This is a genomic window from Mycobacterium sp. NGS34 (assembly GCF_059812845.1).
The window spans coordinates 83,781-108,866 of sequence record NZ_JCALDM010000006.1; the positions used below are offsets into that span (position 1 = coordinate 83,781).

Below are 25,086 nucleotides of genomic sequence, written 5' to 3' on the forward strand. Positions count from 1 at the left end.
GTCATGACAATGAAAGGCGTTGAAACCCCCCGAATCGAAGCACTCGGAGACCACGATTACCTGGTGCGGGTCGGCCAGGGCGACGAGCTCGTCACCATCCGGATGCGAGCCACGCCAGAGGTCGTGGCACGCATCGCCGGACCCGACGCCGACGAAACCCGCGTTGTCGGCGCTACCATCGCCTACCTGATTGCGCGGCAGCGCCCCGATGACCTACCCGAGCAACTCGACCTCGACGACGTCATCGCCGCGTACGACGGTTACCTTGATGACCTCCACAACCGGATCGGCAGCCCGTGATGAACGGCAGCCAGACGGCACTCATCGCCCGGTTCGCAGGATCCGCGCCGCGGCGGGAACCGCGGAAATCTCGGCGGGCAGCGCGCAGGCGAAGTCGCCGTCGGCGTAGACGTTGATGCCCGGGCACTCGACGTGGATCGTCTTGGCGCGCGCGGTGGTCACCTCGTCGAGGTCGACGTGTGTGCCCTTCATGACGGTGGGGAACAGGCGGACCAGCTTCGTGCGCGACGCCGAATGCGCCATGGTGATGTCGAGCAGCCCGTCGGTGGGGTCGGCGTTGGGACAGATCAGCAGGCCGCCGCCGTAGCTGCGGGTGTTGCCGAAGGCCGCCAGCGTGATGTCCGCGTCGATCTCCCGCGTGCCGTCGAGCACCATGCGAAACGGTAGGAGCCGCAGCTGCGACAGCTCGGCCAGCATCGCGATGTAGTAGCGCAGCCGCCCGTGCGGCCAGGTCATCCGGTTGGCGCGGTCGGTCACCAGGGAGTCGAACCCGGTGGCCGCGACGGTGCCGAACCACTTCTCGGTGTCGCCCCATCGGATCCGGCCCAGGTCGATGGTCTCCGTGCAGCCGTCGACAACGACGTCCGCGGCGGCCTCGGGATCCTTTGTGGGAATGCCGAATTCGCGGGCGTGGTCGTTACCGGTGCCGGCCGGGATGATGCCCAGCGGAACGTCGGTGCCGGCCAGCACCTGCAGCGCGTTGGAGACGACGCCGTCGCCGCCGGTGACCATCACCGCGTCGGTGCCCCGTTCGATTTCGGTGGCGACGAGGTGGCGCGCGTCCTCGGCGTCGTCGCCGATGATCTCGGTGACCTGCACGCCTCGTTCGTGCAGCCGGGCGATCGCGACCTGCGCGGCGCGGATCGCGGCGCCGTGACCGGAGACGGGATTGGTCAGCGCGGTCACCTTGCCGATCTCGCGCTTGGCGTTCACGGAATCAGCTTGCCGGGGTTGAGGATTCCCGCCGGGTCCAGCGTCGCCTTGACCGCGCGCAGGACCTGCACGCCCAGCTCGCCGACCTCGTCGCGCATCCAGGGCCGGTGGTCGGCGCCGACCGAATGATGGTGGGTGATGGTTCCGCCGGCGGCGACGATCGCGTCCGAGGCGGCCGTCTTGGCGGCCCACCACTGCTCGATCGGGTTGCCGCGCTGCCCGGCGACGATGGTGAAGTAGAGCGAGGCGCCGGTGGGGTAGACGTGCGAGATGTGGCACATCACCAGCGCGGGTGTGCCGGATTCGGCCAACGCGCTCGTAAGCGCGTCGGTGACAGCGGCTTTCAGTCTCGGAACGTTCGACCAGTCGGTGGCGGTCTCGAGGGTCTCGCAGAGCGCGCCGGCGGACAGCAGCGAGTCGCGCAGGTACGGCGCGGCGAACCGCCCCCGCTCCCAGGCCTGTGCCGGCGCCTCGCCCAGCGACGTGCCGCCCGTCGCCGCCAAGAGTGCGCTGGTTTCGGCGTGCCGGCTCTCGACGTGCTCCTTGGTGCCCTCGAACACGGTGATGCCCAGGCAGCCGCCGGTGATCTGGCTTTCGCCGATCGCCTCGGTGGTGGCGAGGTTGACCCCGGTCTCCACCTCGTCGGAGAGCCGAATGACGGTGGGGCCGGTGGCATTTTGGGTGACGGCGCGCAGGGCCGCGGCCCCGGTTTCGAAATCGGGGAACGACCACGCCTCGTAGCGCACGGCCTCGGGGATTCGGTGCACGCGCAGGCGCACCTGCGTGATGACGCCGAGCGTTCCCTCCGAGCCGAGCAGCAGCTGGCGCAGGTCGGGGCCCGCGGCCGATTCCGGCGCGCGGCCCAGGTCCATCGTGCCCACGGGCGTGACCATCCGCAGGCCGCGAACCATGTCGTTGAACCGGCCGTAGCCCGCCGAGTCCTGACCGGAGGACCGTGTCGCGGCGAAGCCGCCGATGGTGGCGTACTCGAAGCTCTGCGGGAAGTGCCCGAGCGAAAAGCCGCGTTCGCCGAGCAGGCGTTCGGCGTCCGGCCCGGTGACCCCGGCCCCGAAAACGGCCTGGCCGGACACCTCGTCGAGCTCGATGAGCCGGTCGAGGCGGCGCAGGTCGAGCGATACCACGGCGCCGAATTCGCCGCGGCTGGGGTCGAGACCGCCGACCACGCTGGTGCCGCCGCCGAACGGGATCACGGCGATGCGGTGCTCGGAGCAGTAGCGCAGGACCGCGCCGACGGCGTCGTCATCTCCTGGCAGCAAGACGGCGTCGGGCGCGTCTTGTACCCCGGTGTCCTTGCGGCGCAGCAGGTCAAGCGTGGACTTGCCGCCCGCGCGCAGCAGCCGGTCGCGGTCGTCGGTGCGGCAGTACTCGGCGCCCACGATGCCGGCCAGCGCGTCTTTGTCGGCGGGCGACAACGCCGAGGGGCACAGCCTCACCTGGTCGGCGTCGATCTCGGCTTGGGCCGAATCCTGCAGTCCCACAGCCTGTTTGAGCAGTGAGCGGATGCCCTCGGAGAGGGGCTTGGCCGCGGCGGGGTCCCCCCACGCGTTCCATTTCATCGGCGGGAGGAGTTGCTCAGCGTGCGTCATGCGTTACAGTATTACACATGCTGTCAATCAGTAACGCTGCGCCGGACACCCGGGACCGGATCCTGTCGGCGGCGGCCAGCTGTGTGGTCGATTTCGGGGTGGACCGGGTCACGCTGGCCGAGATCGCCCGGCGGGCCGGGGTCAGCAGGCCCACCGTGTACCGGCGCTGGCCGGACACCAAGTCGATCGTCGCGGCGCTGCTGACCCAGCGCATCGTCGGCGTGATGCGCGACGCCCCGCTGCTGGGCGACGACCGGGAATCGCTGGTGCGACAGATCGTTACGGTCGCCGACCTGCTTCGGCACGACGAGCTGGTGATGTCGGTGATGCACTCCGAGCTGGCGCCGATCTACATCACCGAGCGCCTCGGGGCCAGCCAGCAGATGCTGATCGACGCCCTGGCCGAGCGGCTGCGCGCGGCCCAGCGCCACGGCAGCGTCCGCGCCGGAGACCCGCTGCAGATGGCCACGATGGTGCTGCTCATCGCGCAGTCGACGATCCAGTCCGAACGGATCGTCCGCCCGATCCTCGACGCCGACGCGCTGGCCGCCGAACTCGCCTACTCGCTGAACGGATACCTGTCGTGACCGCCCTGAACGCCGCGCACCGCGCCGCCGATCTGACCGCCCTGGCCGACGGCGAGCCGCTGGACGTCGTCGTGATCGGCGGCGGCATCACCGGGGCCGGGATCGCCCTGGACGCCGCGTCGCGGGGGCTGCGGGTGGCGCTGGTGGAAAAACACGACCTGGCGTTCGGCACCAGCCGCTGGAGCTCCAAGCTGGTCCACGGCGGTCTGCGCTACCTGGCGACCGGCAACGTCGGCATCGCCCGGCGCAGCGCCATCGAGCGCGGAATCCTGATGGCGCGCAACGCCCCTCATCTCGTCCACGCGATGCCGCAGCTGGTGCCGTTGTTGCCGTCGCTCAGTCACACCAAGCGCGCGTTGGTGCGCGCCGGGTTCCTGGCCGGCGACGGGCTGCGGGCGCTGGCGGGCACGTCGTCGTCGGTGCTGCCGCGCTCGCGCCGGATTTCGGCGGGGCGCGCGGTGGAGATGGCACCCACCGTTCGGCGCGAGGGCCTCGACGGCGGCTTGCTGGCCTACGACGGGCAGCTGATCGACGACGCCCGGCTGGTCACGGCGGTCGCCCGCACGGCGGCGCAGCACGGCGCGCGCATCCTGACCTACGTCGCGGCCTCGGAGGCGTCCGGCACCTCGGTGCGGCTGACCGATCAGCGCACGGGACAGTCGTTCGACGTGTCGGCCCGCGCGGTCATCAACGCGGCCGGGGTGTGGGCGGCCGAGATCGACGAGTCGCTGCGGCTGCGGCCCAGCCGCGGGACGCACCTGGTGTTCGACGCCGAGGCGTTCGGGAATCCGACTGCGGCCCTTACGGTTCCGATTCCCGGCGAGCTCAATCGGTTCGTGTTCGCCATGCCCGAGCAGCTGGGCCGGGTGTATTTGGGCCTGACCGACGAAGACGCGCCCGGCCCGATTCCCGACGTGCCGGAGCCGTCCGGCGACGAGATCAAGTTCCTGCTGGACACGGTGAACACGGCGCTGGGTGTTGCGCTCGGGACGGGCGACGTGATCGGCGCATATGCCGGGCTGCGCCCGCTGATCGACACCGGCGAGGGGCGCACCGCCGACGTCTCGCGCGAGCACGCCGTTATGGAGGCGCCGTCCGGCGTCATCAGCATCATCGGCGGCAAGCTGACCGAATACCGCCACATGGCCGAGGACGTCCTGGACTTCGCCGTCGGCCGGCGGGGGCTGAGCGCGGGCGGCTGCCGGACCCGCGACCTGCCGCTGATCGGGGCGCCGGGCAATCCCGGGTCGGGCGATCGGCTTTGCACGGATTTGCCCGCGTCGCTGGTGGCGCGGTACGGCGCGGAGGCGCCCCACGTCATCGCGAGCGCGGGCTGCGAGCGACCCACCGACCCCGTCGCCGAGGGCATCGACGTCACCCGGGCGGAGTTCGAGTACGCGGTCACCCACGAGTGCGCGCTGGGCGCCGACGACATCCTGGACCGGCGGACCCGGATCGGGCTGGTGGCGCGCGATCGCGACCGGGTGGTTGATGTGGCCGAAGAATTCGTGGCGCACTTCGGCTGAGGATACCATCGAACGGAACTAGCCCGTATCGTTAGGAACGTCATGAAGTCCGAAAGTGGCGCGTCGAGCCGGACCCGAAGCCCGGGACGCCTGGATCGATCGCTGGACGCGGCCATCCTCGACGCGACCTTGGCCGGCGTCGCCGACGTCGGCTATGACCGGCTGAGCATGGACGACATCGCGTCGCGCGCCGGCGTCGGGAAGGCGGCGATCTATCGTCGCTGGCCGTCGAAGGAGGTGGTCGTCGCCGATGCGATCGCGCATTGGAGGCGGCAACTGGGACCCATCGAACCGCCCGACACCGGCAGCCTTCGCGGTGACATAGACGCGCTGGCTGCGGCCACTCCCGACCTGAATGACGCTGACACGCATATGATTCGGGTGGTGGTCGGGGTGGCGACCGCGGCCATGCACAACCCCGTCCTGGCGGCCGCCCTGGACGACCTGGTGCTGTCGACGCCGCGGCAGGTGGTCCGCGCGGTGCTCGACCACGCGGTGGCCCGCGGGGAAATTCCGGCCGACCGCGACCTGAGCTTGATCCCCGACGTCGCGCTGGGCCTCAACGTGCTGCGGGTGATCACCGGACGGCCGATCGACCGGGTCTACGTCCGGCGCATGCTCGAAGACGTGATCTTGCCGATGGCCGGGGGACCGGCGCCGTAGTTGTTGCGCATACCGCCGCGCCGTGGCACATTGGGGTCTAGACGGAACTAATCCGTTCCGTCTAGAGGGGAGACTAGCGATGAACGTCACGCATGTCCCGGTGCTGATCGTCGGCGCGGGAGCCGCCGGCCTGGCCACCTCCGCGTTGCTCGCAAAACACGGTGTTCGTTCGCTGGTGGTCGAAAAGCGCGGTGAGGTCTTCATCTACCCCAAGGCGCGCAACCTGAGCTTTCGCAGCCTGGAGATCCTGCGCGGTCTCGGATTGGCCGACGAGGTCCACGCGATCGCCCACGGCGTTTCCGACATGCGCAGCAGGCCGACGCTCAACAGCTCCGAAGAGCGTCAGGCGCTCGACGTCAACGCGATCTTCGCGCCGTTCGAGGATCTGAGCCCGGAACCCGGCGGCCAGTACTGCCCGCAGAGTGCCTTCGAACCGATCCTGCTCACCCACATCCGCCGGCACGGTAGCGAGGCGCGCTACAACACGGAGTTGGGCTCGTTCGACCAGGACGAAAGCGGCGTCACCGCGGTCATCCGCGATCGCGAGTCGGGCGCGACCGAGGCGGTACGCGCCGACTATCTCGTCGCCGCCGACGGCGTGCACAGCCCGATCCGCGACGCGCTGCGCGTGACCACCTCCGGCTACGGGGCGCTGCCGATCTATGTCGTCTTCGTCTACTTCCGGGCGCCGTGGCGACAATTCGCCCGCGACCTCGGCCCGGGCGACGGCATCCAAGTCAAAAACCCGGACGTGGAGGGCATCTTTCTGCCGGTGCGCGACGACTTCGGAATGTTCATCAACACCTACTTTCCCGCCCGCGGTGAATACGCCGAACAGTTCACCGCGCAGCGGTGCCGCGAGATGCTGACGAAAGCGATCGGCGAGCCGATCGACGTGGAAGTCATCGACGTCGCACCGTGGCAGCCGTACGAGCGGGTCGCCGACCAATTCCGCTGCGGCCGAGTGTTTCTCGTCGGCGATTCGGCCCACACCATGCCGCCGTTCAAGGCCGGCGGAGCCAACACCGCCATTCAAAGCGCACACAACCTGGCCTGGAAGCTGGCTAGCGTCTTGAACGGGACCGCCGACCCGGCGTTGTTGGGCACCTACCACGCCGAGCGGCACCCGGTCGGGCGCTTCAACGCGCACCAGTCGCTCACCGGGCCGTCGCTGGCCTTCCTGCGGTTGGACGACGACCGGCCGCTATTGCCGCCAGACGAGGAGGCGCCCATGTTCGCGCTGCTGATCGGCTACCAATACCGTTCGGCCGCAGTGGTTTCCGACGATCCCGTTCCGGCGGAGTCCGATGCTGTGTCGCTGGTCGAAGAATTGCGCGGGCAGCCCGGCACCCGCGTCCCGCACGCCTGGGTGGGCGAGGGCGTGTCGACGCTCGACCTGATCGGGCCCGGATTCACGCTGCTCACCGGAGACGACGACTCCGCATGGTCGGACGCGGCGGCCTGCGCGTCGAAGGCCGCCGGCGTGCCAATCACCGTGCGGCGCATCGGAACCGCGCTCGACGCCGACGGCTCGTGGGCCGCTACCACCGGACTCGCGCCCGACGGGGCGTTGTTGGTGCGCCCCGACGACTTCGTCGCCTGGCGCGCCGACGAACTCCCGCGCTCGCCTAGGGACGAGCTCGGCCGGGCGCTGTGCCGGGTCCTCGGCCGCGCGCCATGACCGACCCGCCGCGATGTGAAACGGTGGCCTGCCTGGGCTCGAGCACCACCGCGTCGCGGGGAACCTACAAATGGATCGACGAGCTGCAAAAGCGGCCCCACAACAGCCGGTTTCGCTTCGTCAATTTCGGCGTCGGCTGAGATACCACCGCGAGCAGACGCAGAATCGCACTGCGCGTGCCGCGCGCGTGCGATTCTGCGTCTGCTCGCCATCGTTAGCTGGCTTTGCGTGCACGGTCCAAATGGGTGGCGATGCGCATGGCAAGTCGCTCGGGTTCGCGTCTTACATCGTGGACGACGATAGGAATGATCGTCCATCCTAGTTCCTGGATGCTGCCCGATCTTATTTTGTCCCGGAGCATCTCGCTGCGTCCCGCATGCCACTCGACACTTTCGTATTCAGCCGCTAGGCGCATCTCCGGCCAGGCAAAGTCGACTCGCCACAATTGACCGTCGCGACCAAGGATTGGGTATTGAAGTTCTGGGAGCGGGAGCCCGTGGTCGATCATCACAAGCCGGGCTTCGCTTTCCATCGCGGATTCCGCACGTCCGTCGGCGAAGGGAAGAAGTCCCCGCACGGCCACAATCCCGCGGCGGCCCCGCTGCTCGGCGACCGCCCGTTCGAGTTCTGCACGGCTGCAACGCATCGAACGCAATGCGGCGTCGAGTGTTGCGATTGCCCTGGGACGTGGCAACTGCCTCGCGACTTCGACAGCCGTCCAGGCAGGTCCGGTCGCGAGACGCCCTGCTATCCGTTGCAGTGGGGCGCCAGTGCGTTGGTGAACCATCAGGCCGACTGTGGGACGCATCCGTACGCCCGGATCGAGTATGTGGATTGCGGTCGCGTTTTCCGTGTCGAAGCCGTACAGGGCGGCGGCTGTGCTCATGCACACAACGGCGTGCTGCCCCATGAAGATGTCCAACGCGGTCAGGCGACCTGAAAGGTCTGGCTCCTTAGCGGCGTAAACCCCATACCAGACGCGTTTGAGGCCACCGTTTCGCACTTGGACATCGAGCTGCTGCCGGGTCATTACCGTCAGCAACTGCGCGGTAGTGGCGAACCCGCCGGCCTGCTGTAGGACTGCGAGCGCTCCAGCATGCACCGCCAGAGCATGCGAGGAGCACGCCGTATTGGCGAGTCACCGCTGGGGATAGATGGCGAGCAGACGCAGAATCGCACTGCGCGTGCCGCGCGCGTGCGATTCTGCGTCTGCTCGCGGTAAGAAGGTGAGCTACAGCGGGATGTTCTTGTGGCGTCCGCGGCGCGCCGGCGCCTGGGCCAGCGCCTCGGTGATCTTGCTGCGGGTGTGCGCCGGGTCGATCTTCTCGTCGACCACGCCGATTTCGATGGCGCTGTCGACACCACCGGCGATCCGCTCGTGCTCGGCGGCCAACTCGTCGTGCAGCGCTTCGCGTTCGTGGTCGGCCGCGGCGGCCAGCTTCTTCTTGTGCAGGATGCCGACGGCCGCCTTGGCGCCCATCACGGCGACCTCGGCGTCCGGCCACGCGAACACCTTGGTCGCGTTCAACGAGCGAGAGTTCATCGCAATGTAGGCCCCGCCGTAAGTCTTTCGGGTGACCAGGGTGACCCGGGGGACGGTCGCCTCGCCGAACGCGTGCAGCAGCTTGGCTCCGCGGCGCACGACGCCACCCCACTCCTGGTCGACACCCGGCAGGTAACCGGGCACGTCGACCACCACGATCAGCGGGATCCCGAAGGCGTCGCACAGCCGCACGAAACGTGCCGCCTTCTCGGCGCTTTCGGAGTTCAGGCACCCGCCCAGGCGCAGCGGGTTGTTGGCCAGCACGCCGACGGTGCGGCCGGCCAGCCGGCCCAGCCCGACCACCATCGACGGCGCCCAGTGGCCCTGGAACTCGTCGAACGCGGTGTCGGAGTCGAGGAGCGCGGTCACGATCGGATGCACGTCGTAGGCCCGCCGCGCCGACTCGGGCAGCAGCGCGTGGATGTCGGTGTCCCCGGCCTCGGCCTTGCTGCGGTCGAAATGCCCTTGCTGGCAGAACAATCCGACCAGCCGGCGGCCCCGCTCGTAGGCGTCGAGCTCGTCGTCGGCGACGATGTGGCACACCCCGGACTTCTTGTGGTGCGTCTCCGGGCCGCCGAGCGACGCCATGTCGACGTCCTCGCCGGTGACGCTGCGCACCACGTCGGGCCCGGTGACGAACACCCGGCTCTCGGGCGCCATCACGACGACGTCCGTCAGCGCCGGCCCGTAGGCGGCGCCGCCGGCGGCGAAGCCGACGACGACCGAAACCTGCGGAATGTAGCCCGACGCGCGGATCATGGCCTCGAACACCAGCCCGACCGCGTGCAGCGCCCGGACCCCCTCGGCCAACCGCGCCCCACCCGAGTGCCAGATGCCCACGATCGGGCTCTGTTCCTCGATGGCGGTGTCGTAGGCGTTGACGATGTGCGTGCATCCCTCGATGCCCATCGCGCCGCCCATCACGGTGCCGTCGGTGCAGAACGCGATGGTGCGCAGCCCATTCACGGTCCCCGAGGCGGCCAGCACGCCCGAGCGGTCACGCTCGTGCAGGAGCTCCACGCTGCCGTTGTCAAAGAAATTGCTCAGACGCAGCAACGGGTCCCGGGGGTCGAGCGACTCACCAACCGACGCGGGGGCCATGATTGTCATCGCAGGTCTCCTGTTCCGAGTGTGCCCGACCTATAGGGCGGGATTAGTACCGCCCGAAGGCGATAGCCACGTTGTGACCGCCGAATCCGAACGAGTTGTTGATCGCGTACTGGTAGTTGCCCGTCCGCGGCTTGCCCGCCACCACGTCCAAATCGATCTCCGGATCGAGGTTTACGAGGTTAAGTGTCGGCGGGACCACCTGATCGCGCAACGCGAGCACGGTCAGGATCGACTCAACGGCACCGACCGCACCCACCGAGTGGCCGAGAGCGGACTTGGGCGCGTACACCGCGGGCTTGTTGCTGCCCAGGGCGTTGTTGATCGCCCGGCCCTCGGCCAGGTCGCCGACCTGGGTCCCGGTGGCGTGGGCGTTGATGTGGTCGATGTCGCCGGGGGTGAGGTCCGCGAGCTGGATTGCCCGCGTTATCGCATGCCCGGCGCGCTCGCCGTTGGGGTCCGGCGCCACCATGTGAAAGCCGTCCGAGGTGATGCTGGCCCCCATGATCCGGCCCAGGATGTTGGCGCCACGAGCCTTGGCGGTCTCCTCGGTCTCGATCAACATGAGCGCCCCGGCCTCGCCGAACACGAAGCCGTCGCGGTCCTTGTCGAACGGGCGGCACGCACCGGGCGGGTCGTCGTTGTTGGTCGACATCACGATGCGCATCTGGGCGAACCCGGCGATGGGCACCGCCTCGATCCGCGTTTCGACACCACCGCAGATCGCGGCGTCGGCCTCACCGAGCACGATCTGCTGCCACGCCCGCGCGATGCCCTCCGAACCTGACGCGCACGCCGAGATCGGCGTCATCACACCGGCTTTGGCGTGCCGTTCCAGCCCCACCGCCGCGGCGGCGCCGTTGGGCATGTACTTCTGGACCGCGAGCGGCGAGACCGCCCTCATTCCGCGGGCGCGCATCTCGTCGTAGCTGAAGACGAGCTCCTCAGCCGAGCCGAGCCCGGTCCCGATGGACACCGCCAACCGGTTGGTGTCGAGCTCGGGATTACCGGCGTTCTCCCACAGGCGCCGGCTCAATACGGTGGACATCTTCTGCAGGTAACCCATCCGGCGCAGCTCGACCCGGGTGAGCTGACTGTCGAAATCCTCCAAGAGGTGCCCGCCGATGCGGACCGGCAGGTCGAACTCCTCGACGAACGGGTCGTCGAGGGTGCGGATCCCACTTTGGCCGTCAAGCAACAGCTTCCACGTGTTCTCCGCGTCGGTTGCGACTGCGGTCGTCATGGCAACGCCGGTAACCACTACATTGGGGAGTGCTTTCCCCGTAACCAGCTCCGTCATGGCTTTAGCGAACGTTCCTTTCGTGCTGCGTCAGTAGCGCCCAAACGCAAGCGCCACGTTGTGACCACCGAAGCCGAACGAGTTGTTGATCGCGTAACGGAGTTCGCCGTAGCGAGGTTCGCCCGCGACCACATCAAGGTCGATCTCGGGATCCGGGGTTTCGTAATTCAACGTGGGCGGTATGACGCCGTCCCGAAGGCTCAATACCGTCAATACGGATTCCAGCGCGCCGACCGCGCCGATCGAGTGGCCCAGCGCCGACTTTGGCGCATACACCGCGGCGTGCTCGCAACCGGCGACACGGAGCGCGTTGGCCTCCGCGGCGTCGCCGATCGGTGTCGCCGTCCCGTGCGCGTTCACGTGGTCAATGTCCTTGGCGGACAAGCCCGCCAGCTCCAGAGCCCGCGTCATCGCACGACCGGCACGAACACCGTCCGCGGCGGGCGCCACCATGTGGAAGGCGTCCGAGGTGATACCGGCACCCAGCAGCCGGGCCAACGGCTTGGCGCCGCGGGCCCTGGCGTGCTCCTCCGTCTCGATGAGCATGAGCGCACCGGCCTCGCCGAACACGAAGCCGTCACGGTCCTTGTCGAACGGGCGCGAGGCGCGTTCGGGCTCGTCGTTGCGGGTCGACATGGCCCGCATCATCGAGAACGCCGCGATGGGCAGCGCCTCGATGGGCCCCTCGACGCCACCGGCGACGGCGACGTCGGCATCCCCCATGACGATCTGGCGCCACGCGTGGGCGATGGCCTCCGAGCCCGACGAACACGCCGAGACCGGGGTCATCACGCCGGCGCGGGCCCCGAGCTGCAGGCCGACGGTGGCCGCGGCGCCGTTGGGCATGATCATCTGAACGGCGAGCGGCGACACCTTGCGGGGGCCGCCCTCGTTCATCAGGTCATAGCTCTCGACGATCCGCTCGGCGCCACCCAGGCCCGTGCCGACCACGACCGAGAACCGGTCGGGGTCGACCTCGGGGCTGCCGGCGCTCTCCCAGAGCTGACCGGACAGCAGCTTGCTCATCCGCTGGACGTAGGACATGCGGCGCATGTCGAGCCTGCCCATGTGGATGTCGACGGGCTCCTTGAGGTGTCCACCGATCTTCACCGGCAGGTCCCACTTGGTGACGAACTCGTCCTCGAGTACGTGGATGCCGCTCTCGCCGGCCAACAAACCCTTCCACGTGCTCTCGATGTCCGGCGCGATAGATGTCGTCGCCGTGACGGCGGTTACCACAACGCTGGGGTAACCGCCATTAGCAGTGGAAGGCTTACTCACTTGCTGTCCGCTTCCATCCTCGCCTTGACATTGGCAACCGCGTCGGGGTTCTCGGACTCGATCTTGGCGCGCAGCGCGGCGGCGGCCTCGGGGTCCTCTTCCTCGAGCTTCTGGATGTAGGCGACGACGTCACCGACGGTGCGCAGGCCGGCGAGGTCCTCGTCGGGGATCTTCACGCCGTACTTGTCCTCGGTCTGCACCGCGATCTCGACCATCGACAGCGAGTCGATGTCCAGGTCGTCGACGAACGACTTCTCCGGGGTGACCTCGGAGGGCTCGATACCGGTCACCTCTTCGATGATCTCGGCGATACCGGCGATGATTTCTTCCTGAGTGACGGCCACGGCCTATTCCCTTCGTAATGTGTTGTGTGCAAATCGGATTGACGTTTGCAGTATTTATTTTTCTGGCGAGAAGCCGGCGTTTAGAGGCTTGCCAACTCGTCCAGATCTGCGGGTGACTTCACGGCACGGGCCGTAACCCCCCGAAGTTCGCGTTTGGCGATGCCGGTGAGCGTTCCCGCCGGGGGGAACTCCACGATCGCCGAAACATCATGCGCACGCAGATACTCGGTGCACAGGTCCCAGCGCACCGGCTGGGTCAGCTGGGCAACGAGCGTGTCCATCGCGGCCGCCGCCGAGGCGACGGGCTTTCCGTCCCGATTGGACAGCAGCGTGGCGGTCGGCTCGGCGGTCGCGACGGCGGCCGCCGCGGCGGCGTAACCGTCCAGGGCCGGAGCCATGTACTTGGTGTGGAAGGCGCCGGCCACGCCGAGCGCGCGCACGCGCGCCTTGGCCGGCGGGTCCCCGGCGAGCTTCTCCAGCGAGGTGAGCGGGCCCGCGGCGACGATCTGCCCGGGCGCGTTGCGGTTGGCCGGGAACAGCTCGAGGTCCTCGAGGCGGCTCAGCACCTCGGCCTCGTCACCGCCGAGCACCGCGGACATGCCGGTGGGCTCGATGGCGCAGGCCTTGGCCATTTCGGCGCCGCGGGTGGCGGCCAGCGCGACGGCGTCGTCGGCGGCCAGCACGCCGGCAATGGCGTAGGCCGCGATTTCCCCGACGGAGTGGCCGGCGACGATGAATTCTTCACCGGTCAGCAGGTCGCGCCGGGTCAGCTCCTGGTGCGCGAGCAGCGTGGCCGCGACGATCAGGGGCTGGGCGACCGCGGTGTCGGTGATCTCCTCGGTCGATGCGGTGGTCCCGAGCCGAACCAGGTCCAGGCCGCTGGCCTTGGACCACAGGGCCAGCTGGTCTGCGGCGCCTGGCAGCTCCAACCACGGCGACAGCATCCCCTCCGTCTGCGAACCCTGTCCGGGCGCAAGCAATGCAATCACGTGTTTAAGAGAACACTGTGGAAACGGTTTTGGCGGGTGTAACAGATTATGAACCTCGTCTTAGGTTTTTGTATGCATCTTACAAAACCGCTCTCTAAGCTACGGTTTTGATACCGCGCCGCGATCTGTTGGCTGGATCACTATCGCTCGGACGCGCGTGCAGCATCACTCCTGGCCGGTAGGGGGACCGGCGTCAGGGTGCTGGTGTCGATGCCAGACGGCTGCGCGGGATAGTTCAGCTGGCCCACCGTCGAGGCCACACGCAGCACGTATGCGTCGCGCGGCTGGGTGGGATCGCGCCCGGTGAAGTCGGTGATGCGCTTGAGCCGGTAGCGCACCGTGTTTGGATGAACGAACAACTTTCTGGCACACGCCTCAATCGCGCCGCCACAATCCAAGTACGCGTCGAGGGTTTCGATCAGCGTCGGCCCGGCGTCGGCCAGCGGCCCCATCACGTCGGTGTGCAGCGCCACGATCGCCGACGCGTCGCCCATCAGGGCGCGTTCGGGCAGCAGTTCCCGGGCCAGCACCGGCCGCGGCGCCCCCCGCCAGCCGGCCACGGCGTTCATCCCGGAGATCGCCTCGCTGGCGCTGTGGTAGGCCGCGGTCAGCATGGGCGCCGTCGGCCCGATGACCACCGGGCCGTCCGACAAGGCGTTCAACAGGTCGCCCAGGAATTTGTCGGTTAGTGATAGTTGACCGGACACGATCGCCACCAGCCACGTGCCGTGCACGTCGGTGAGCGCCGCCCGACCGTGCTGCGCGGCGACGTCGCGGACGTCCTGGCTGGCCCGCTGGCTGCCGCCGTCGCCGTTCGCGCCGTCCCGGACGGGCGCCGGGATCCCGACGACGACCGTCGCCGGGGCCGTGGTGTCCCAGTTCAGCGCCGCGGCGCGGGACAGCAGTTCCGGTCCGGTGTCGCCGCGAACGACCGCGTCGACGACGCTGGCCTCCATCCGGCTGTCCCAGGTGCCGCGCGCCTCGGCCGCGTTCGCATAGGACGAGGCGGCCGTGAACGCCAGGTCGCGGCTGTACTTCAGGATGCCCACCGTCAGCGCGGTCAGCTGCTCCTCGGAGCGAGCCACCAGAGGCACGACCTCTTCGAAGAACTCCATGGTGACGCGGGCCAGATCCACGGTGTCGCGCAACGCGATGCGGCGGGCCAGGTCCTGGGGCACCAATTCGAAGGCCTGCGCGGTGTAGCTGACATCGCTGTGCGGGTCCTTCATCCACTCGACGAAGTTGTTGATGGCCGTCTGCACCACCAGCGCCACGCTGGCCCGCTGCGACGCCTCCAGGCCGGCGAAGAACGGCAACCGATCGCCCATGATCGACACCGCCTCGGTGGCCAGCCGGCCGGAGTACTGCTTCAGCCGGCGCAGCAGGGATTCCGGCACCGTGTCCAGCAGCTCCAGCGGGGAACGCGGGTGCTTGGCGAACGGCCCGGCGAAGGGGTTGTCATTCACGCCTAAAACCTACGCCATTTTTTGGAAGTATTCGCCAAAGGTGTGCCCGCGTCGGCCGAACGTGCGGCTGGCCGCACCGTCGACGCCGAGGGTGCGGCTGGCCGCACGCTCGGCAGGGAGGCGGCCGGACTCAGGCCACGCCCGGGTCCGACGTCTGCTCGGGCGCGGCCATGACGTCGTCGATCCGGTACTGGCGAGCGGCCGCGACCGGCACGGACGGGTCGATCTCGCCGTCGCGCGCCAGCGCCTCGAGCACCGCGACGACCTGCGACTCGGCGTCGGTGTTGAAGAAGCGCCGCGCGGCGGGCCGGGTGTCGGAGAAGCCGAACCCGTCGGTGCCCAGCGTGACGAAGGTGCCCGGCACCCATTGGCGGATCTGCTCGGGCACGGCGCGCATCCAGTCCGACACCGCGATCACGGGCCCGCTGGCATCGGCGAGGGCGCGGGTCACGTAGGGGGTGCCGGCCGGCTGGTCCGGGTGGCGCAGCCGGGCCCGCTCGACGGCCACGCCGTCGCGGTTCAGCTCGCCCCAGCTGGTCACCGACCACACGTCGGCCGCGACGTCCCACTCGGCGGCCAGCATTTCGGCCGCCTGCAGGGCCGACGGCATGGCCACCCCGGAGGCCAGGATCTGCGCCTTGTTCGCCCGCTGTTCGGTGGCGACGCGATAGCGGTAGATGCCGCGCAGCACGCCCTCGGGATCGAAGTTGTCCGGCTCCGGCGGCTGCGGATACGGCTCGTTGTAGATGGTGATGTAGAAGAACACGTTCTCCGGGTTCTCCCCGAACATGCGGGCCAGCCCGCTTTCCACGATGTAGGCGATCTCGAACGCGAACGCCGGGTCGTAGGACACCGCCGCCGGATTGGTGGCGGCCAGCAGCAACGAGTGGCCGTCGGCGTGCTGCAGGCCCTCGCCGGTCAGCGTGGTGCGCCCCGCCGTGGCGCCCAGCAGGAAGCCGCGCGCCATCTGGTCCGCCGCGGCCCACAGCCCGTCGCCGGTGCGCTGGAACCCGAACATGGAATAGAAGATGTAGATCGGGATCATCGGCTCGTTGTGCGTCGCGTACGACGTGCCGGCCGCGATGAACGAGCCCACCGAGCCCGCCTCGTTGATGCCCTCGTGCAGGATCTGGCCGACTTCGCTTTCCTTGTAGGCCAGCATCAAATCGGCGTCGACGGCGGTGTACAGCTGGCCGAGGCGGTTGTAGATCTTCAGCGACGGGAACCACGAGTCCATGCCGAACGTGCGCGCCTCGTCGGGAATGATCGGCACGATGCGCGGCCCAACCTCCTTGTGCCGCAACACTTCCTTGAACGTCCGCACCGTCGCCATGGTGGTGGCGACCTCCTGGTGGCCCGACCCCTTTTTCAGCGCGGCGTAGGTGTCGCGGCCGGGCAGCGAAAGCGCCTTGGCCTTCGTCCGGCGCTCGGGGAGGAAGCCGCCCAGCGCGCGGCGCCGGTCGAGCAGGTAGCGAATCTCCGGGGCGTCCGGGCCGGGGTGGTAGTACGGCGGCAGGTAGGGATCCTCTTCGAGCTGGGCATCGCTGATCGGGATCCGAATGGCGTCGCGAAAGTCCTTGAGGTCTTGCAGCGCAAGCTTTTTCATCTGGTGGGTGGCGTTGCGGCCCTGGAAGTGCGCGCCCAGCGAGTAGCCCTTGATGGTCTTGGCCAGGATCACCGTCGGCTGCCCCTTGTGGTCGACGGCGGCGCGGTAGGCGGCATAGACCTTGCGGTAGTCGTGGCCGCCGCGCTTGAGGTTCCAGATCTCCGAATCGGTCATCTGCTCGACGAGCGCCTTGGTGCGCGGGTCGCGACCGAAGAAGTGATCACGCACGTAGGCGCCGTCGTTGGCCTTGTAGGTCTGATAGTCGCCGTCGGGCGTGGTGTTCATCAGGTTGACCAGCGCGCCGTCCTTGTCGGCGTGCAGCAGGGCGTCCCACTCGCGGCCCCAGACCACCTTGATGACGTTCCAGCCGGCGCCGCGGAAGAACGACTCCAGCTCCTGGATGATCTTGCCGTTGCCGCGCACCGGGCCGTCGAGGCGCTGCAGGTTGCAGTTGATCACGAAGGTCAGGTTGTCCAGGCCCTCGAGCGCCCCGACGTGCGCCAGGCCGCGGCTCTCGGGCTCGTCCATCTCGCCGTCGCCCAAAAAGCACCACACGTGCTGGTCGGAGGTGTCCTTGATGCCGCGGTCGTGCAGGTAGTGGTTGAACCGCGCCTGATAGATGGCGTTGAGCGGGCCCAGGCCCATCGACACGGTCGGGAACTCCCAGAAGTCCGGCATCAGCCGCGGGTGCGGGTAGGAGGGCAGTCCGCCGCCGGCGTGGCTGTGCTCCTGGCGGAAGCCGTCCAGCCGCTCCTCGCTGAGCCGGCCCTCGAGGAAGGCGCGGGCATAGATGCCGGGGGAGGCGTGGCCCTGGATGAAGACCTGGTCCCCGCCGCCGGGGTGTGACTTGCCGCGGAAGAAGTGGTTGAAGCCAACCTCATACAGTGCCGCCGACGAGGCATAGGTCGAAATGTGGCCGCCCACGCCGATTCCCGGGCGCTGGGCGCGGTGCACCATGATCGCGGCGTTCCACCGGATCCACGCCCGGTAGCGACGTTCGACGTCCTCGTCGCCGGGGAACCACGGCTCCAGCTCGGTCGGGATGGTGTTGACGTAGTCGGTCGACGTCAGCGACGGGATGGCCACCCGCTGGTCGCCCGCGCGCTCGAGCAGCCGCAGCATCAGGTAGCGCGCCCGCGCCGGCCCCGAGCGCTCCAGCATTTCGTCGAAGGACTCGAGCCATTCCGACGTCTCGTCGGGGTCGATGTCGGGCAGATAGGACGCCACACCCTCGCGGATCACCCGAACGCGGTCGGGTTCGCTTGCGCTACTTGGGGTTTTCGCCAGATCGTGGCGCGCGAACTCGGTGGTCAACTTCCGCTCCTGTAGTCGGCGGGGCAACGGCTTTCGTCGTATCCCCCTATCGTGCCGCACCGACGTTCCGGGCGGGTACCCGCGGTGAGGATCCGGACCCGGTAACGTCTCCAACCGTGCTCATCGGATGGCGTGCCGTCCCTCGCATGCACCTGGGGGAGATCCCCAAGCGAGGCGCGCTGGCACTTGGCTGTGTCGCGGCGGTGATCCTCGGGATCGTGGGGTGTACCAGCGTCACCAAGGGGACCGCCACGCCCGATACGAATGTCGCCCCGGCCTACCGGCAATCGGTGTCCGCGTCGGTGTCGGCCTCGTCGGCCACCTCGCGGGTCCGCGAGTCGCAGCGCCAGGCGTCGCTGACGACCCGGGCGGTGCGCACCTCCTGCGACACGCTGGCCACCTCCGCCAAGGACGCGATCGACCGGGTGAACGACTACGTCGCGTCGTTCAACGCGGGCCGCAACACCGGCCCGAACGAGGGCCCGGCGATCGGGGCGCTCAACGACAGCGCCACCACGGTGTCCAACAGCTTCAGCGATGCCCTGTCGCAGCAGCTGAAGGACGCCTTCAACGCCTACGTCGACGCGGCGCGCGGGGTGGCCAATGCGATCGGCACGCACGCGTCGATTGCCGAGTTCAACAGGCGGGTCGACCAGCTCAATGACACCAAGACGAAGGCGCTGAAACTCTGCCTGGCATCCTACTGAGACGCCTGGTGAGGCACGGGTATGGACCGCGTCGCGGCTATGCGACGATAATCCCCATCACACGGCGCGCAGATAGCTTAAGGAGGCTCCACGGTGGTCGCGGCGGATGACGCCCCGAGCTACGCTCGCAAACTCGGCATCCATCGAGACCAAGTCGTCCAGGAGTGGGGCTGGGACGAAGACACCGACGACGACATCCGCGCCGCGGTCGAGGAGGCCTGCGGCAGCGAGCTGCTCGACGAGGACAGCGACGAGGTGATCGACGTCGTGCTGCTGTGGTGGCGCGACGGCGACGGTGACCTGGTGGACACCCTGATGGACGCGATCAGCCCGCTGGCCGAGGACGGCGTGATCTGGGTGCTGACGCCCAAAACCGGCAAGCCCGGTCACGTGCTGCCCGCCGAGATCGCCGAGGCGGCCCCCACGGCCGGCCTGATGCCGACCTCGTCGGTGAACCTGGGCGACTGGAGCGCCAGCCAGCTGGTGCAGCCGAAGTCGCGGACCGGGAAGCGTTGATGCTGCCCGTCGGCACCGCCGCCCCCGACTTCACATTGCGCGACCAGAACCAGCAGCCCGTCACCCTGAGCTCCTACCGCGACGCCAAGAACGTGCTGCTGATCTTCTTCCCGCTGGCATTCACCGGGATCTGCCAGGGTGAGCTCGATCTGCTGCGCGATCACCTGCCGGAATTCGAGAACGACGACAGCGTGGCGCTGGCGATCTCGGTGGGTCCGCCGCCGACGCACAAGATCTGGGCGCTGGAGAGCGGGTTCACGTTCCCCGTGTTGTCCGATTTCTGGCCGCACGGCGCGGTCAGCCAGGCCTACGGCGTGTTCAATGCCGACGCCGGCTACCCCAACCGCGGCACCTTCGTGGTCGACCGGTCGGGGATAATCCGATACGCCGAGATGAAGCAGCCGGGCGAGTCCCGCGACCAGCGGCTCTGGCTCGACGCGCTGGCGGCTTTGCAGGCCTGAATTTTGGGTGCTCGGCCCGTCGGCGTGTAGCCTGCTGCGGGCATAAGGGCGCGTAGCTCAGTGGTAGAGCTCTGGTTTTACACACCAGCGGTCGGCGGTTCGATACCGTCCGCGCCCACCAGGGTTAGTGGCTTCAGACGTCGAGTCGGTCGATGCGCCGGACCAGTTCCGCGCGGGTGTGCACGTCGAGCTTGCGATAGGCGCGGGTGAGGTGCACTTCGACGGTCTTGGGGCTGATGAACAACGCGGCGGCCACCTCCCGGTTGGTCATGCCCGACGCGGCGAGCTCGGCCACCCGCCGCTCGCCAGAGGTCAGTAGCTTGGCCGGGCCCGCGCTGACCTCGAAACGGGCCAACGACGCACGAGCTTTTGCCGACCACAATGGAGTGTCCAGTTCGTCGAACACCGACAGTGCGGCAACGACGTTGGCGCGGGCGGCGTCGCGCTGGCGTTGGCGGCGCTGCAGCTGGCCGAGCAGGAGCTGAGTGCGGGCCCGCTCGAACGGCATTGGCAGCCGGTCATGTTCGGTCATCGCGGTCTGGGCGGCCGCGGTCGCCGCGGTCAGGTCACCCCGTGCGGCCAACAGCGTCGCGCGGCAACGGGCGCCGACTGCCAGCATCCAGGCGCGGTCCAGCCGACGGCCGTTTCGTTCCAGCGCGGCGACCAACGGGTCAGCCTCGTCGAAGCGGCCCAGGGCGATCAAGGCCTCAACGGCATCCGGCAGGAAACTGGCGACCGAAATCTCCGTCCCGCCGGGTCCGGTGTTGAACCCGGATAGCAGGGGCGCAAGCGTTTTCAGCGCGTCGGCATGGTTGCCCAGTGATACCTCGAGGAAGCCGAGACTGACGATCGGCCACTCCGCCAGCACGTGTGCGCCGCAGCGTTGGCTGGCAGCCAGCGCCGCGGCGGCGTCCTCGCGGGCCCGCTGCTCATCGCCGGCGTAGGCGGCGAGGGTGGCGCGCATCGTCAGGGCCGTTCCGAGTGCGAGATCGCCGCCGAGCTGACGGGCCGATTCCACGGCATCGTCGGCGAGGTGGTTCGCTTGGGTGAAATTGCCCCGCCACACTTCGATCTGAAAGGTGTTGAACGCCACGTGGATGAGCTCGCCCTCTTCGCCGCGCTCGTGACAGCGCCGCCACCAGGAGGTCATCTGCTCGTAGGCGTGGCCGAGGTCTCCGCTCCAACCCAGGAGCAAGGCGTTCTGCACACCCGGCCGCAACGCCGCCGGCATAAATGCCTCGCGGTCTTCAAGTTCGAGTGCGCGTTGCAGGCAGTGTTTGTCGAGGCCGTCACCGCGGCGGAAGTGCAGGTGGACGCTCATGCTGAGCGCCTGGCTCAACAGCTGTGGATGACCCAGTAGCTCTGCGGCGGTGACGGCCTGGTCGACGGCGGCGAGTGCGGCGGTCATGTCGCCGACATTGAGGAGCGTGAATGCCAGCGTGACCAACGCTTGCACACGCAGTGGGAGATGATCGCCCACCTCATCCAGGGCACGCTGGAGCAGGTCGGCGGCCTCTACGAAGCTATCGTCATACAGACTGACGACCGCTTGCATGTGCAACACTTCGGCGCGCAACCCGCCAGGCGGCAGGGCAGAGAAGGTCTCCGTCAGCAACGTCCGGGCGCGTGCCGAATCCCCGGCATCCAAATGGTTACGCGCCGAACGGATCCGCCGTTTGGCAGTGTCGCCACCAAGTCGGATCGCCATGTCGAGGAACTCGGCGGCGGCCAGCGGTGCGCCGCGCCGGCGGGCCCTGCGGGCGGCGGTGTCGAGGGCATCCAGAGTTTGCGGTTCGCCGGTGGGATCGGACAGGGCGAGGTGGCGGGCGCGCAGTTCGGGCTCGGTCACGAGTTCGGCCAGGCGGCGGTGCATCGCGCGGCGCTGGGCGGGGGTGGCGTCGTCGTAGCAGCCTCGGGCCAGCAGGGGATGGGTGAAGTGGACACGGTTGCCTGCAATCTCGACGATGTCCTGTGTTTCGGCGACTTCGAGCAATCCGACGACGTGGTGGGCGTCGTCGTCGATTGCGTAGGCGATGTCACCGATAGTCGGCGCACCCGCACATGCCATGGCCAGCAGCGCTTCCCGTACCCCCGGGTCGAGCGTGCCGACGCGGTGGTGCACCAGATCCATCAGGGTGGCCGGCATCGACATCGGCGAGCCCGGAGGCTGGTCGAGCAGTGTGCGGGCGAGTTCGATGGCATAGAAAGGGTTTCCGGCCGAAACCTCGTGGATGCGCGATATTTGGGGCCGTGATAACGAGCGGCCGAGACGCCGCGACACCGCGCCGTGAATGGCGCCAATGCTCAAGGGGCCCAGTCGGATCCGTGCCAATTCTGCGGGTGGGGGTGGCGCGAACCACGATGGAGGATGGTCGCGGTGCCTGTTGGTGCGGAAGGTGGCCAGCAAGCCGACGTGTCCAGTGGCTCGCCGTGCGGCGAAACCGATCGCGTGGGCGCTCGAGGTATCCAGCCACTGTAGATCGTCGACGGCCACCAGCAATGGCGACGCCTCGGCAAGAATCTCGATCGCCGAGACGAACGCCGCGGCCACCGTGCGCTGATCGGTAGGCTGCCCTTCGGTACTGGCGCGCAGCAGGATCCGATCGATGGCGAGACGTTGCGGATCGGGCAATGGCGTCTCATCGAGCCCGGCGTCGGCAAGAAGGTCGGCCAACGAGGTGTAAGCCAGGACTGAATCGGTGGCCGAAGCCCGCGCCGCCAGCACCGCAAAACCGCGTTCGCGGGCCTGGTCGAGTGCCGACAACCACAACGTCGTCTTGCCGATGCCGGGATCACCCTCGATCACCAACCCAGACGGTGCAGTTGCCGCCGAGGTGAGGAAGTCCTCGACGACCCGAGCCTCAGCCGAGCGGCCCGGCCCGCCCATCACGAGCGGGCCGGTGTCGTCACCGTCGGTGCGACTTGTCGATGACATCGGGGATTCGCGAATTCCTCGTGCGGGCTCCAGCAAATGCCCAGCCTAAGCGCCGACGCGCCGAATGGCCAGGTTCCTGAAGACTCCATGCGCTGAACCACCTTTCGCTGTCCGACTCTGACAGGCGTGGCCGGCCGCTGACACGAGTAGTCGGCTACGCCAATCCAACGAACTTTGCAACGCGACTGCCCAGCAACCCAGCCGTCGCATGGTCATGGAAATAGGGGAAATCCCTGATGTCGCCGCGGTTATCGACACGTAGCGTCTCGGCGATGAGCGGTCGTGGGCAGGGCACGCGGTACTTCCTCGCGGAGTGGTACCGCGGCGAGCTCGACCAAGACGAGATCGACCGGATCGCCGCCACGCTCGACGAATCGTCGCAGTCGGTGTCGGCCGGCGGCGCATCGGTGCGACGCGTGCTGACGATGGCGGTTCCCGCCGGCGAATGGATGTTCGGGATTTTCGAGGCCGACTCCGCGGACACCGTGGAGCAGGTCTGCCGGCGCGCGGGCATGGAGCCGCAACAGCTCAATCCCGCAGTCGAAGACCGCGTTCGCGGTAGCTGGTACCGGGACGACGGCGCCCCGTCGGTGAACGACTAAGCGCGCTGCTCGACTGCTATCCACCGCCGGCGCACTCGGCCGCACCGGTAGGGGCGGGGCAACGTCGAAAAGAGTAGGGAAATCCCTTATTTCTCCGTCGCTCGAAACGGCATAGCGTCGAATCCGCCACTGAGCTGCGGTTTTGGGGAGATGAGTAGGCCGCATCCGTTTCGGCAGCATTGGAGACATCGCATGACCAAGCAATCGTCGACCACATTGAGCAGCCGCAGCCTAGCCGCGGCCTTCCTCGGCGCGGCCACGCTGAGCGTAGTGGGGGGGTTGGCGTCGAGCCCGCTCACCCAGGCGGCCCCGCCGATGCCACTGAGCCCCGCGTGCTCGCAGTGGCAATACAGCGGGAACATGCCGATCAGCCAGGGCAACGGTCAGCGAGCCGACATCCCGTGGCAAGGAACTCGGGTAGGCGGCGCCATAGCCAACGTGTTTCAGGGCAACCAGAAATTTGACGTGGGCGGTGACCCCGAAGGAGGAGTGAACGGAAACAACATTGATTTCACTGTCAACTGGACGCGTGGGCTAGGGCATTACACAGCCAGCATCAATAACGACGGCGCGGTGGTGTTAGGTGTCACAACGGACAGCCAAAACCACCGGGCCGATTGGCACACCGATGTCAAATTCACCTGTGCGGTGACTGCGGCACCGCCCCCGGCTGCCCCCCCGCCCGCCGCCCCGGCGCCGGTTCCGGCCGCTCCGCCCGCCGCCGCGCCGGTGACCAACGCGATCCAGTTGTCGTTCGGTCCTCCGCATTTGGGCAGCATCACGGCCACGGTTACGAACTCGTCGGCCCTGACCGCGAAGTGCACCTACGACTCGACCCCGTTCAATACCCACCGCGACTTCACGGTCAATCCGAACGGGAGTAAGGATCTGACCTTCAACGGTGTGAACACGAATACCAACTACCACGTGGTGGTCTCGTGCCACGACGCCAGCGGAAAGCAGACTCAGGAAATCGGTCACCAAGAGACGAATGTGGCGTTCTAGGCAAGGAGTTGCGATGTCGCGTCTCAGCATCGGCGATAAATCTGGATTGCTCTGTGCTGCAACGGCCCTCGTCGCGGCAGGGCTCCTGTCCGTCCCGTCGCTGGCAGGAGCGCGGCCGCCGCTGCCGCTCGACCCGGTGTGTGACCGGTATCAGTTCATCGGTGATTACTCTTTGCGCCAAGCCAACGGCTTTATCGTGCAATTCAGGTCGACCGGCCCCAGCGCCAGCGGCGGCGCGAGTGCGTTGGACTCGTCGGGCAAAACCGCAATGAAGGGCACGGTCAGCGGCGGCATCGACCGCACAACCATCGACTTCACCATCCGCTGGGACAGCGGACCCCGCGGTCACTACACCGGCCAGATCAATGGCGACGGTTTTGCCCGCGGTACGACCGTGGACGAGGCGAATCACGGACCGATCACCAACTGGGGCGCCACGGTGCCGCTTGGATGCGCGACACCCGCACCGACAGGGCCTCGACCCGGCCCCAGCAACGGCCCGATCCTCGCGCCCACCACCACACCACCTGCCCCGTCCGCCGGTCCCAAACCCACGGCGCCCACCCGCCAACCGTGACCCTCAGTGGGTCACGTGCCGTTTGTCGATTTTCCC

Annotated in this window: 23 protein-coding genes and 1 tRNA gene; 13 read left to right on the forward strand and 11 right to left on the reverse strand. The window is 68.1% G+C overall.

Features of this window, described 5'->3' with window-relative positions:
- Positions 1 to 9 precede the first annotated feature (9 nt).
- Positions 10 to 300 carry a hypothetical protein gene (locus AC5Y7V_RS16570; RefSeq protein WP_499881128.1) on the forward strand — a complete coding sequence of 97 codons (291 nt, stop codon included), beginning with the start codon at positions 10 to 12 and terminating at the stop codon, positions 298 to 300.
- A 21-nt stretch (positions 301 to 321) separates the two neighbouring features.
- Here the strand turns inward: AC5Y7V_RS16570 and AC5Y7V_RS16575 are convergent, their stop codons facing one another.
- Positions 322 to 1,233, reverse strand: coding sequence for a diacylglycerol kinase (locus AC5Y7V_RS16575; RefSeq protein WP_499881129.1), 912 nt, complete (start codon positions 1,231 to 1,233; stop codon positions 322 to 324).
- Positions 1,230 to 2,810 carry an FAD-binding oxidoreductase gene (locus tag AC5Y7V_RS16580; protein ID WP_499881392.1) on the reverse strand — a complete coding sequence of 527 codons (1,581 nt, stop codon included), beginning with the start codon at positions 2,808 to 2,810 and terminating at the stop codon, positions 1,230 to 1,232. Before AC5Y7V_RS16580 ends, AC5Y7V_RS16575 begins: the two co-directional genes overlap by 4 nt.
- 47 nt (positions 2,811 to 2,857) lie before the next feature.
- Here AC5Y7V_RS16580 and AC5Y7V_RS16585 point away from each other — a divergent pair, with 47 nt between their 5' ends.
- The 5 genes from AC5Y7V_RS16585 to AC5Y7V_RS16605 all read left to right on the forward strand — a co-directional run bounded on the left by AC5Y7V_RS16585 (position 2,858) and on the right by AC5Y7V_RS16605 (position 7,437).
- The gene (locus AC5Y7V_RS16585; protein WP_499881130.1) at positions 2,858 to 3,427 is read left to right on the forward strand and encodes a TetR/AcrR family transcriptional regulator; all 570 of its coding nucleotides are present in this window, start codon (positions 2,858 to 2,860) and stop codon (positions 3,425 to 3,427) included.
- Positions 3,415 to 4,953 (forward strand): glycerol-3-phosphate dehydrogenase/oxidase, encoded by a 1,539-nt coding sequence (locus tag AC5Y7V_RS16590; protein WP_499881393.1) that lies wholly within the window; start codon positions 3,415 to 3,417, stop codon positions 4,951 to 4,953. Before AC5Y7V_RS16585 ends, AC5Y7V_RS16590 begins: the two co-directional genes overlap by 13 nt.
- 42 nt (positions 4,954 to 4,995) lie before the next feature.
- Entirely contained in the window at positions 4,996 to 5,616 is a 621-nt protein-coding gene (locus AC5Y7V_RS16595) for a TetR/AcrR family transcriptional regulator (RefSeq protein ID WP_499881131.1), read from the forward strand.
- Between the two features lie 79 nt (positions 5,617 to 5,695).
- On the forward strand, positions 5,696 to 7,297 hold the full coding sequence (locus tag AC5Y7V_RS16600; protein WP_499881132.1) for an FAD-dependent monooxygenase: 1,602 nt from the start codon (positions 5,696 to 5,698) through the stop codon (positions 7,295 to 7,297).
- A complete protein-coding gene (locus AC5Y7V_RS16605; RefSeq protein ID WP_499881133.1) occupies positions 7,294 to 7,437 on the forward strand; it encodes a hypothetical protein in 144 nt (47 codons plus the stop codon). Before AC5Y7V_RS16600 ends, AC5Y7V_RS16605 begins: the two co-directional genes overlap by 4 nt.
- A gap of 74 nt (positions 7,438 to 7,511) precedes the next feature.
- Here the strand turns inward: AC5Y7V_RS16605 and AC5Y7V_RS16610 are convergent, their stop codons facing one another.
- From AC5Y7V_RS16610 to aceE, 8 genes are all read right to left on the reverse strand, one after another.
- Positions 7,512 to 8,399, reverse strand: a complete 888-nt coding sequence (locus AC5Y7V_RS16610) for a type IV toxin-antitoxin system AbiEi family antitoxin (protein ID WP_499881134.1) — start codon at positions 8,397 to 8,399, stop codon at positions 7,512 to 7,514.
- A gap of 129 nt (positions 8,400 to 8,528) precedes the next feature.
- Positions 8,529 to 9,950 carry an acyl-CoA carboxylase subunit beta gene (locus AC5Y7V_RS16615; protein WP_499881135.1) on the reverse strand — a complete coding sequence of 474 codons (1,422 nt, stop codon included), beginning with the start codon at positions 9,948 to 9,950 and terminating at the stop codon, positions 8,529 to 8,531.
- A gap of 43 nt (positions 9,951 to 9,993) precedes the next feature.
- Positions 9,994 to 11,247, reverse strand: coding sequence for a 3-oxoacyl-ACP synthase KasB (gene kasB / locus AC5Y7V_RS16620; RefSeq protein WP_499881136.1), 1,254 nt, complete (start codon positions 11,245 to 11,247; stop codon positions 9,994 to 9,996).
- A 30-nt stretch (positions 11,248 to 11,277) separates the two neighbouring features.
- Entirely contained in the window at positions 11,278 to 12,528 is a 1,251-nt protein-coding gene (gene kasA / locus AC5Y7V_RS16625; RefSeq protein ID WP_499881137.1) for a 3-oxoacyl-ACP synthase KasA, read from the reverse strand.
- A complete protein-coding gene (gene acpM / locus AC5Y7V_RS16630; protein WP_499881138.1) occupies positions 12,525 to 12,872 on the reverse strand; it encodes a meromycolate extension acyl carrier protein AcpM in 348 nt (115 codons plus the stop codon). The genes kasA and acpM overlap by 4 nt, the downstream gene beginning before the upstream one ends.
- Positions 12,873 to 12,952: 80 nt before the next feature.
- Positions 12,953 to 13,861 (reverse strand): ACP S-malonyltransferase, encoded by a 909-nt coding sequence (locus tag AC5Y7V_RS16635; RefSeq protein WP_499881139.1) that lies wholly within the window; start codon positions 13,859 to 13,861, stop codon positions 12,953 to 12,955.
- 140 nt (positions 13,862 to 14,001) lie between these two features.
- On the reverse strand, positions 14,002 to 15,327 hold the full coding sequence (locus AC5Y7V_RS16640) for a PucR family transcriptional regulator (RefSeq protein ID WP_499881140.1): 1,326 nt from the start codon (positions 15,325 to 15,327) through the stop codon (positions 14,002 to 14,004).
- 130 nt (positions 15,328 to 15,457) lie between these two features.
- Positions 15,458 to 18,247 (reverse strand): pyruvate dehydrogenase (acetyl-transferring), homodimeric type, encoded by a 2,790-nt coding sequence (aceE, locus tag AC5Y7V_RS16645; RefSeq protein WP_499881141.1) that lies wholly within the window; start codon positions 18,245 to 18,247, stop codon positions 15,458 to 15,460.
- Positions 18,248 to 18,363: 116 nt separating this feature from the next.
- On the opposite strand from aceE, the gene AC5Y7V_RS16650 reads away from it, so the two are divergent.
- The 4 genes from AC5Y7V_RS16650 to AC5Y7V_RS16665 all read left to right on the forward strand — a co-directional run bounded on the left by AC5Y7V_RS16650 (position 18,364) and on the right by AC5Y7V_RS16665 (position 20,052).
- Complete coding sequence (locus AC5Y7V_RS16650; protein ID WP_499881142.1) at positions 18,364 to 18,954, forward strand: Rv2240c family protein; 591 nt, start codon at positions 18,364 to 18,366, stop codon at positions 18,952 to 18,954.
- A 93-nt stretch (positions 18,955 to 19,047) separates the two neighbouring features.
- Positions 19,048 to 19,470 carry a DUF3052 domain-containing protein gene (locus AC5Y7V_RS16655; protein WP_066932751.1) on the forward strand — a complete coding sequence of 141 codons (423 nt, stop codon included), beginning with the start codon at positions 19,048 to 19,050 and terminating at the stop codon, positions 19,468 to 19,470.
- Positions 19,470 to 19,931: a peroxiredoxin gene (locus AC5Y7V_RS16660; protein ID WP_499881143.1), complete on the forward strand. Its 462-nt coding sequence runs from the start codon at positions 19,470 to 19,472 to the stop codon at positions 19,929 to 19,931. Before AC5Y7V_RS16655 ends, AC5Y7V_RS16660 begins: the two co-directional genes overlap by 1 nt.
- A 46-nt stretch (positions 19,932 to 19,977) precedes the next feature.
- A tRNA-Val gene (locus AC5Y7V_RS16665) sits at positions 19,978 to 20,052 on the forward strand.
- Between the two features lie 12 nt (positions 20,053 to 20,064).
- Here AC5Y7V_RS16665 and AC5Y7V_RS16670 read toward each other — a convergent pair.
- Positions 20,065 to 22,866, reverse strand: coding sequence for an ATP-binding protein (locus AC5Y7V_RS16670; RefSeq protein ID WP_499881144.1), 2,802 nt, complete (start codon positions 22,864 to 22,866; stop codon positions 20,065 to 20,067).
- Positions 22,867 to 23,138: 272 nt separating this feature from the next.
- Here AC5Y7V_RS16670 and AC5Y7V_RS16675 point away from each other — a divergent pair, with 272 nt between their 5' ends.
- The 3 genes from AC5Y7V_RS16675 to AC5Y7V_RS16685 all read left to right on the forward strand — a co-directional run bounded on the left by AC5Y7V_RS16675 (position 23,139) and on the right by AC5Y7V_RS16685 (position 25,050).
- Positions 23,139 to 23,468 (forward strand): hypothetical protein, encoded by a 330-nt coding sequence (locus AC5Y7V_RS16675; RefSeq protein WP_499881145.1) that lies wholly within the window; start codon positions 23,139 to 23,141, stop codon positions 23,466 to 23,468.
- Between the two features lie 192 nt (positions 23,469 to 23,660).
- Positions 23,661 to 24,473, forward strand: a complete 813-nt coding sequence (locus AC5Y7V_RS16680; RefSeq protein WP_499881146.1) for a hypothetical protein — start codon at positions 23,661 to 23,663, stop codon at positions 24,471 to 24,473.
- Positions 24,474 to 24,486: 13 nt separating this feature from the next.
- Positions 24,487 to 25,050: a hypothetical protein gene (locus tag AC5Y7V_RS16685; protein ID WP_499881147.1), complete on the forward strand. Its 564-nt coding sequence runs from the start codon at positions 24,487 to 24,489 to the stop codon at positions 25,048 to 25,050.
- The last annotated feature ends 36 nt before the right edge of the window (positions 25,051 to 25,086 follow it).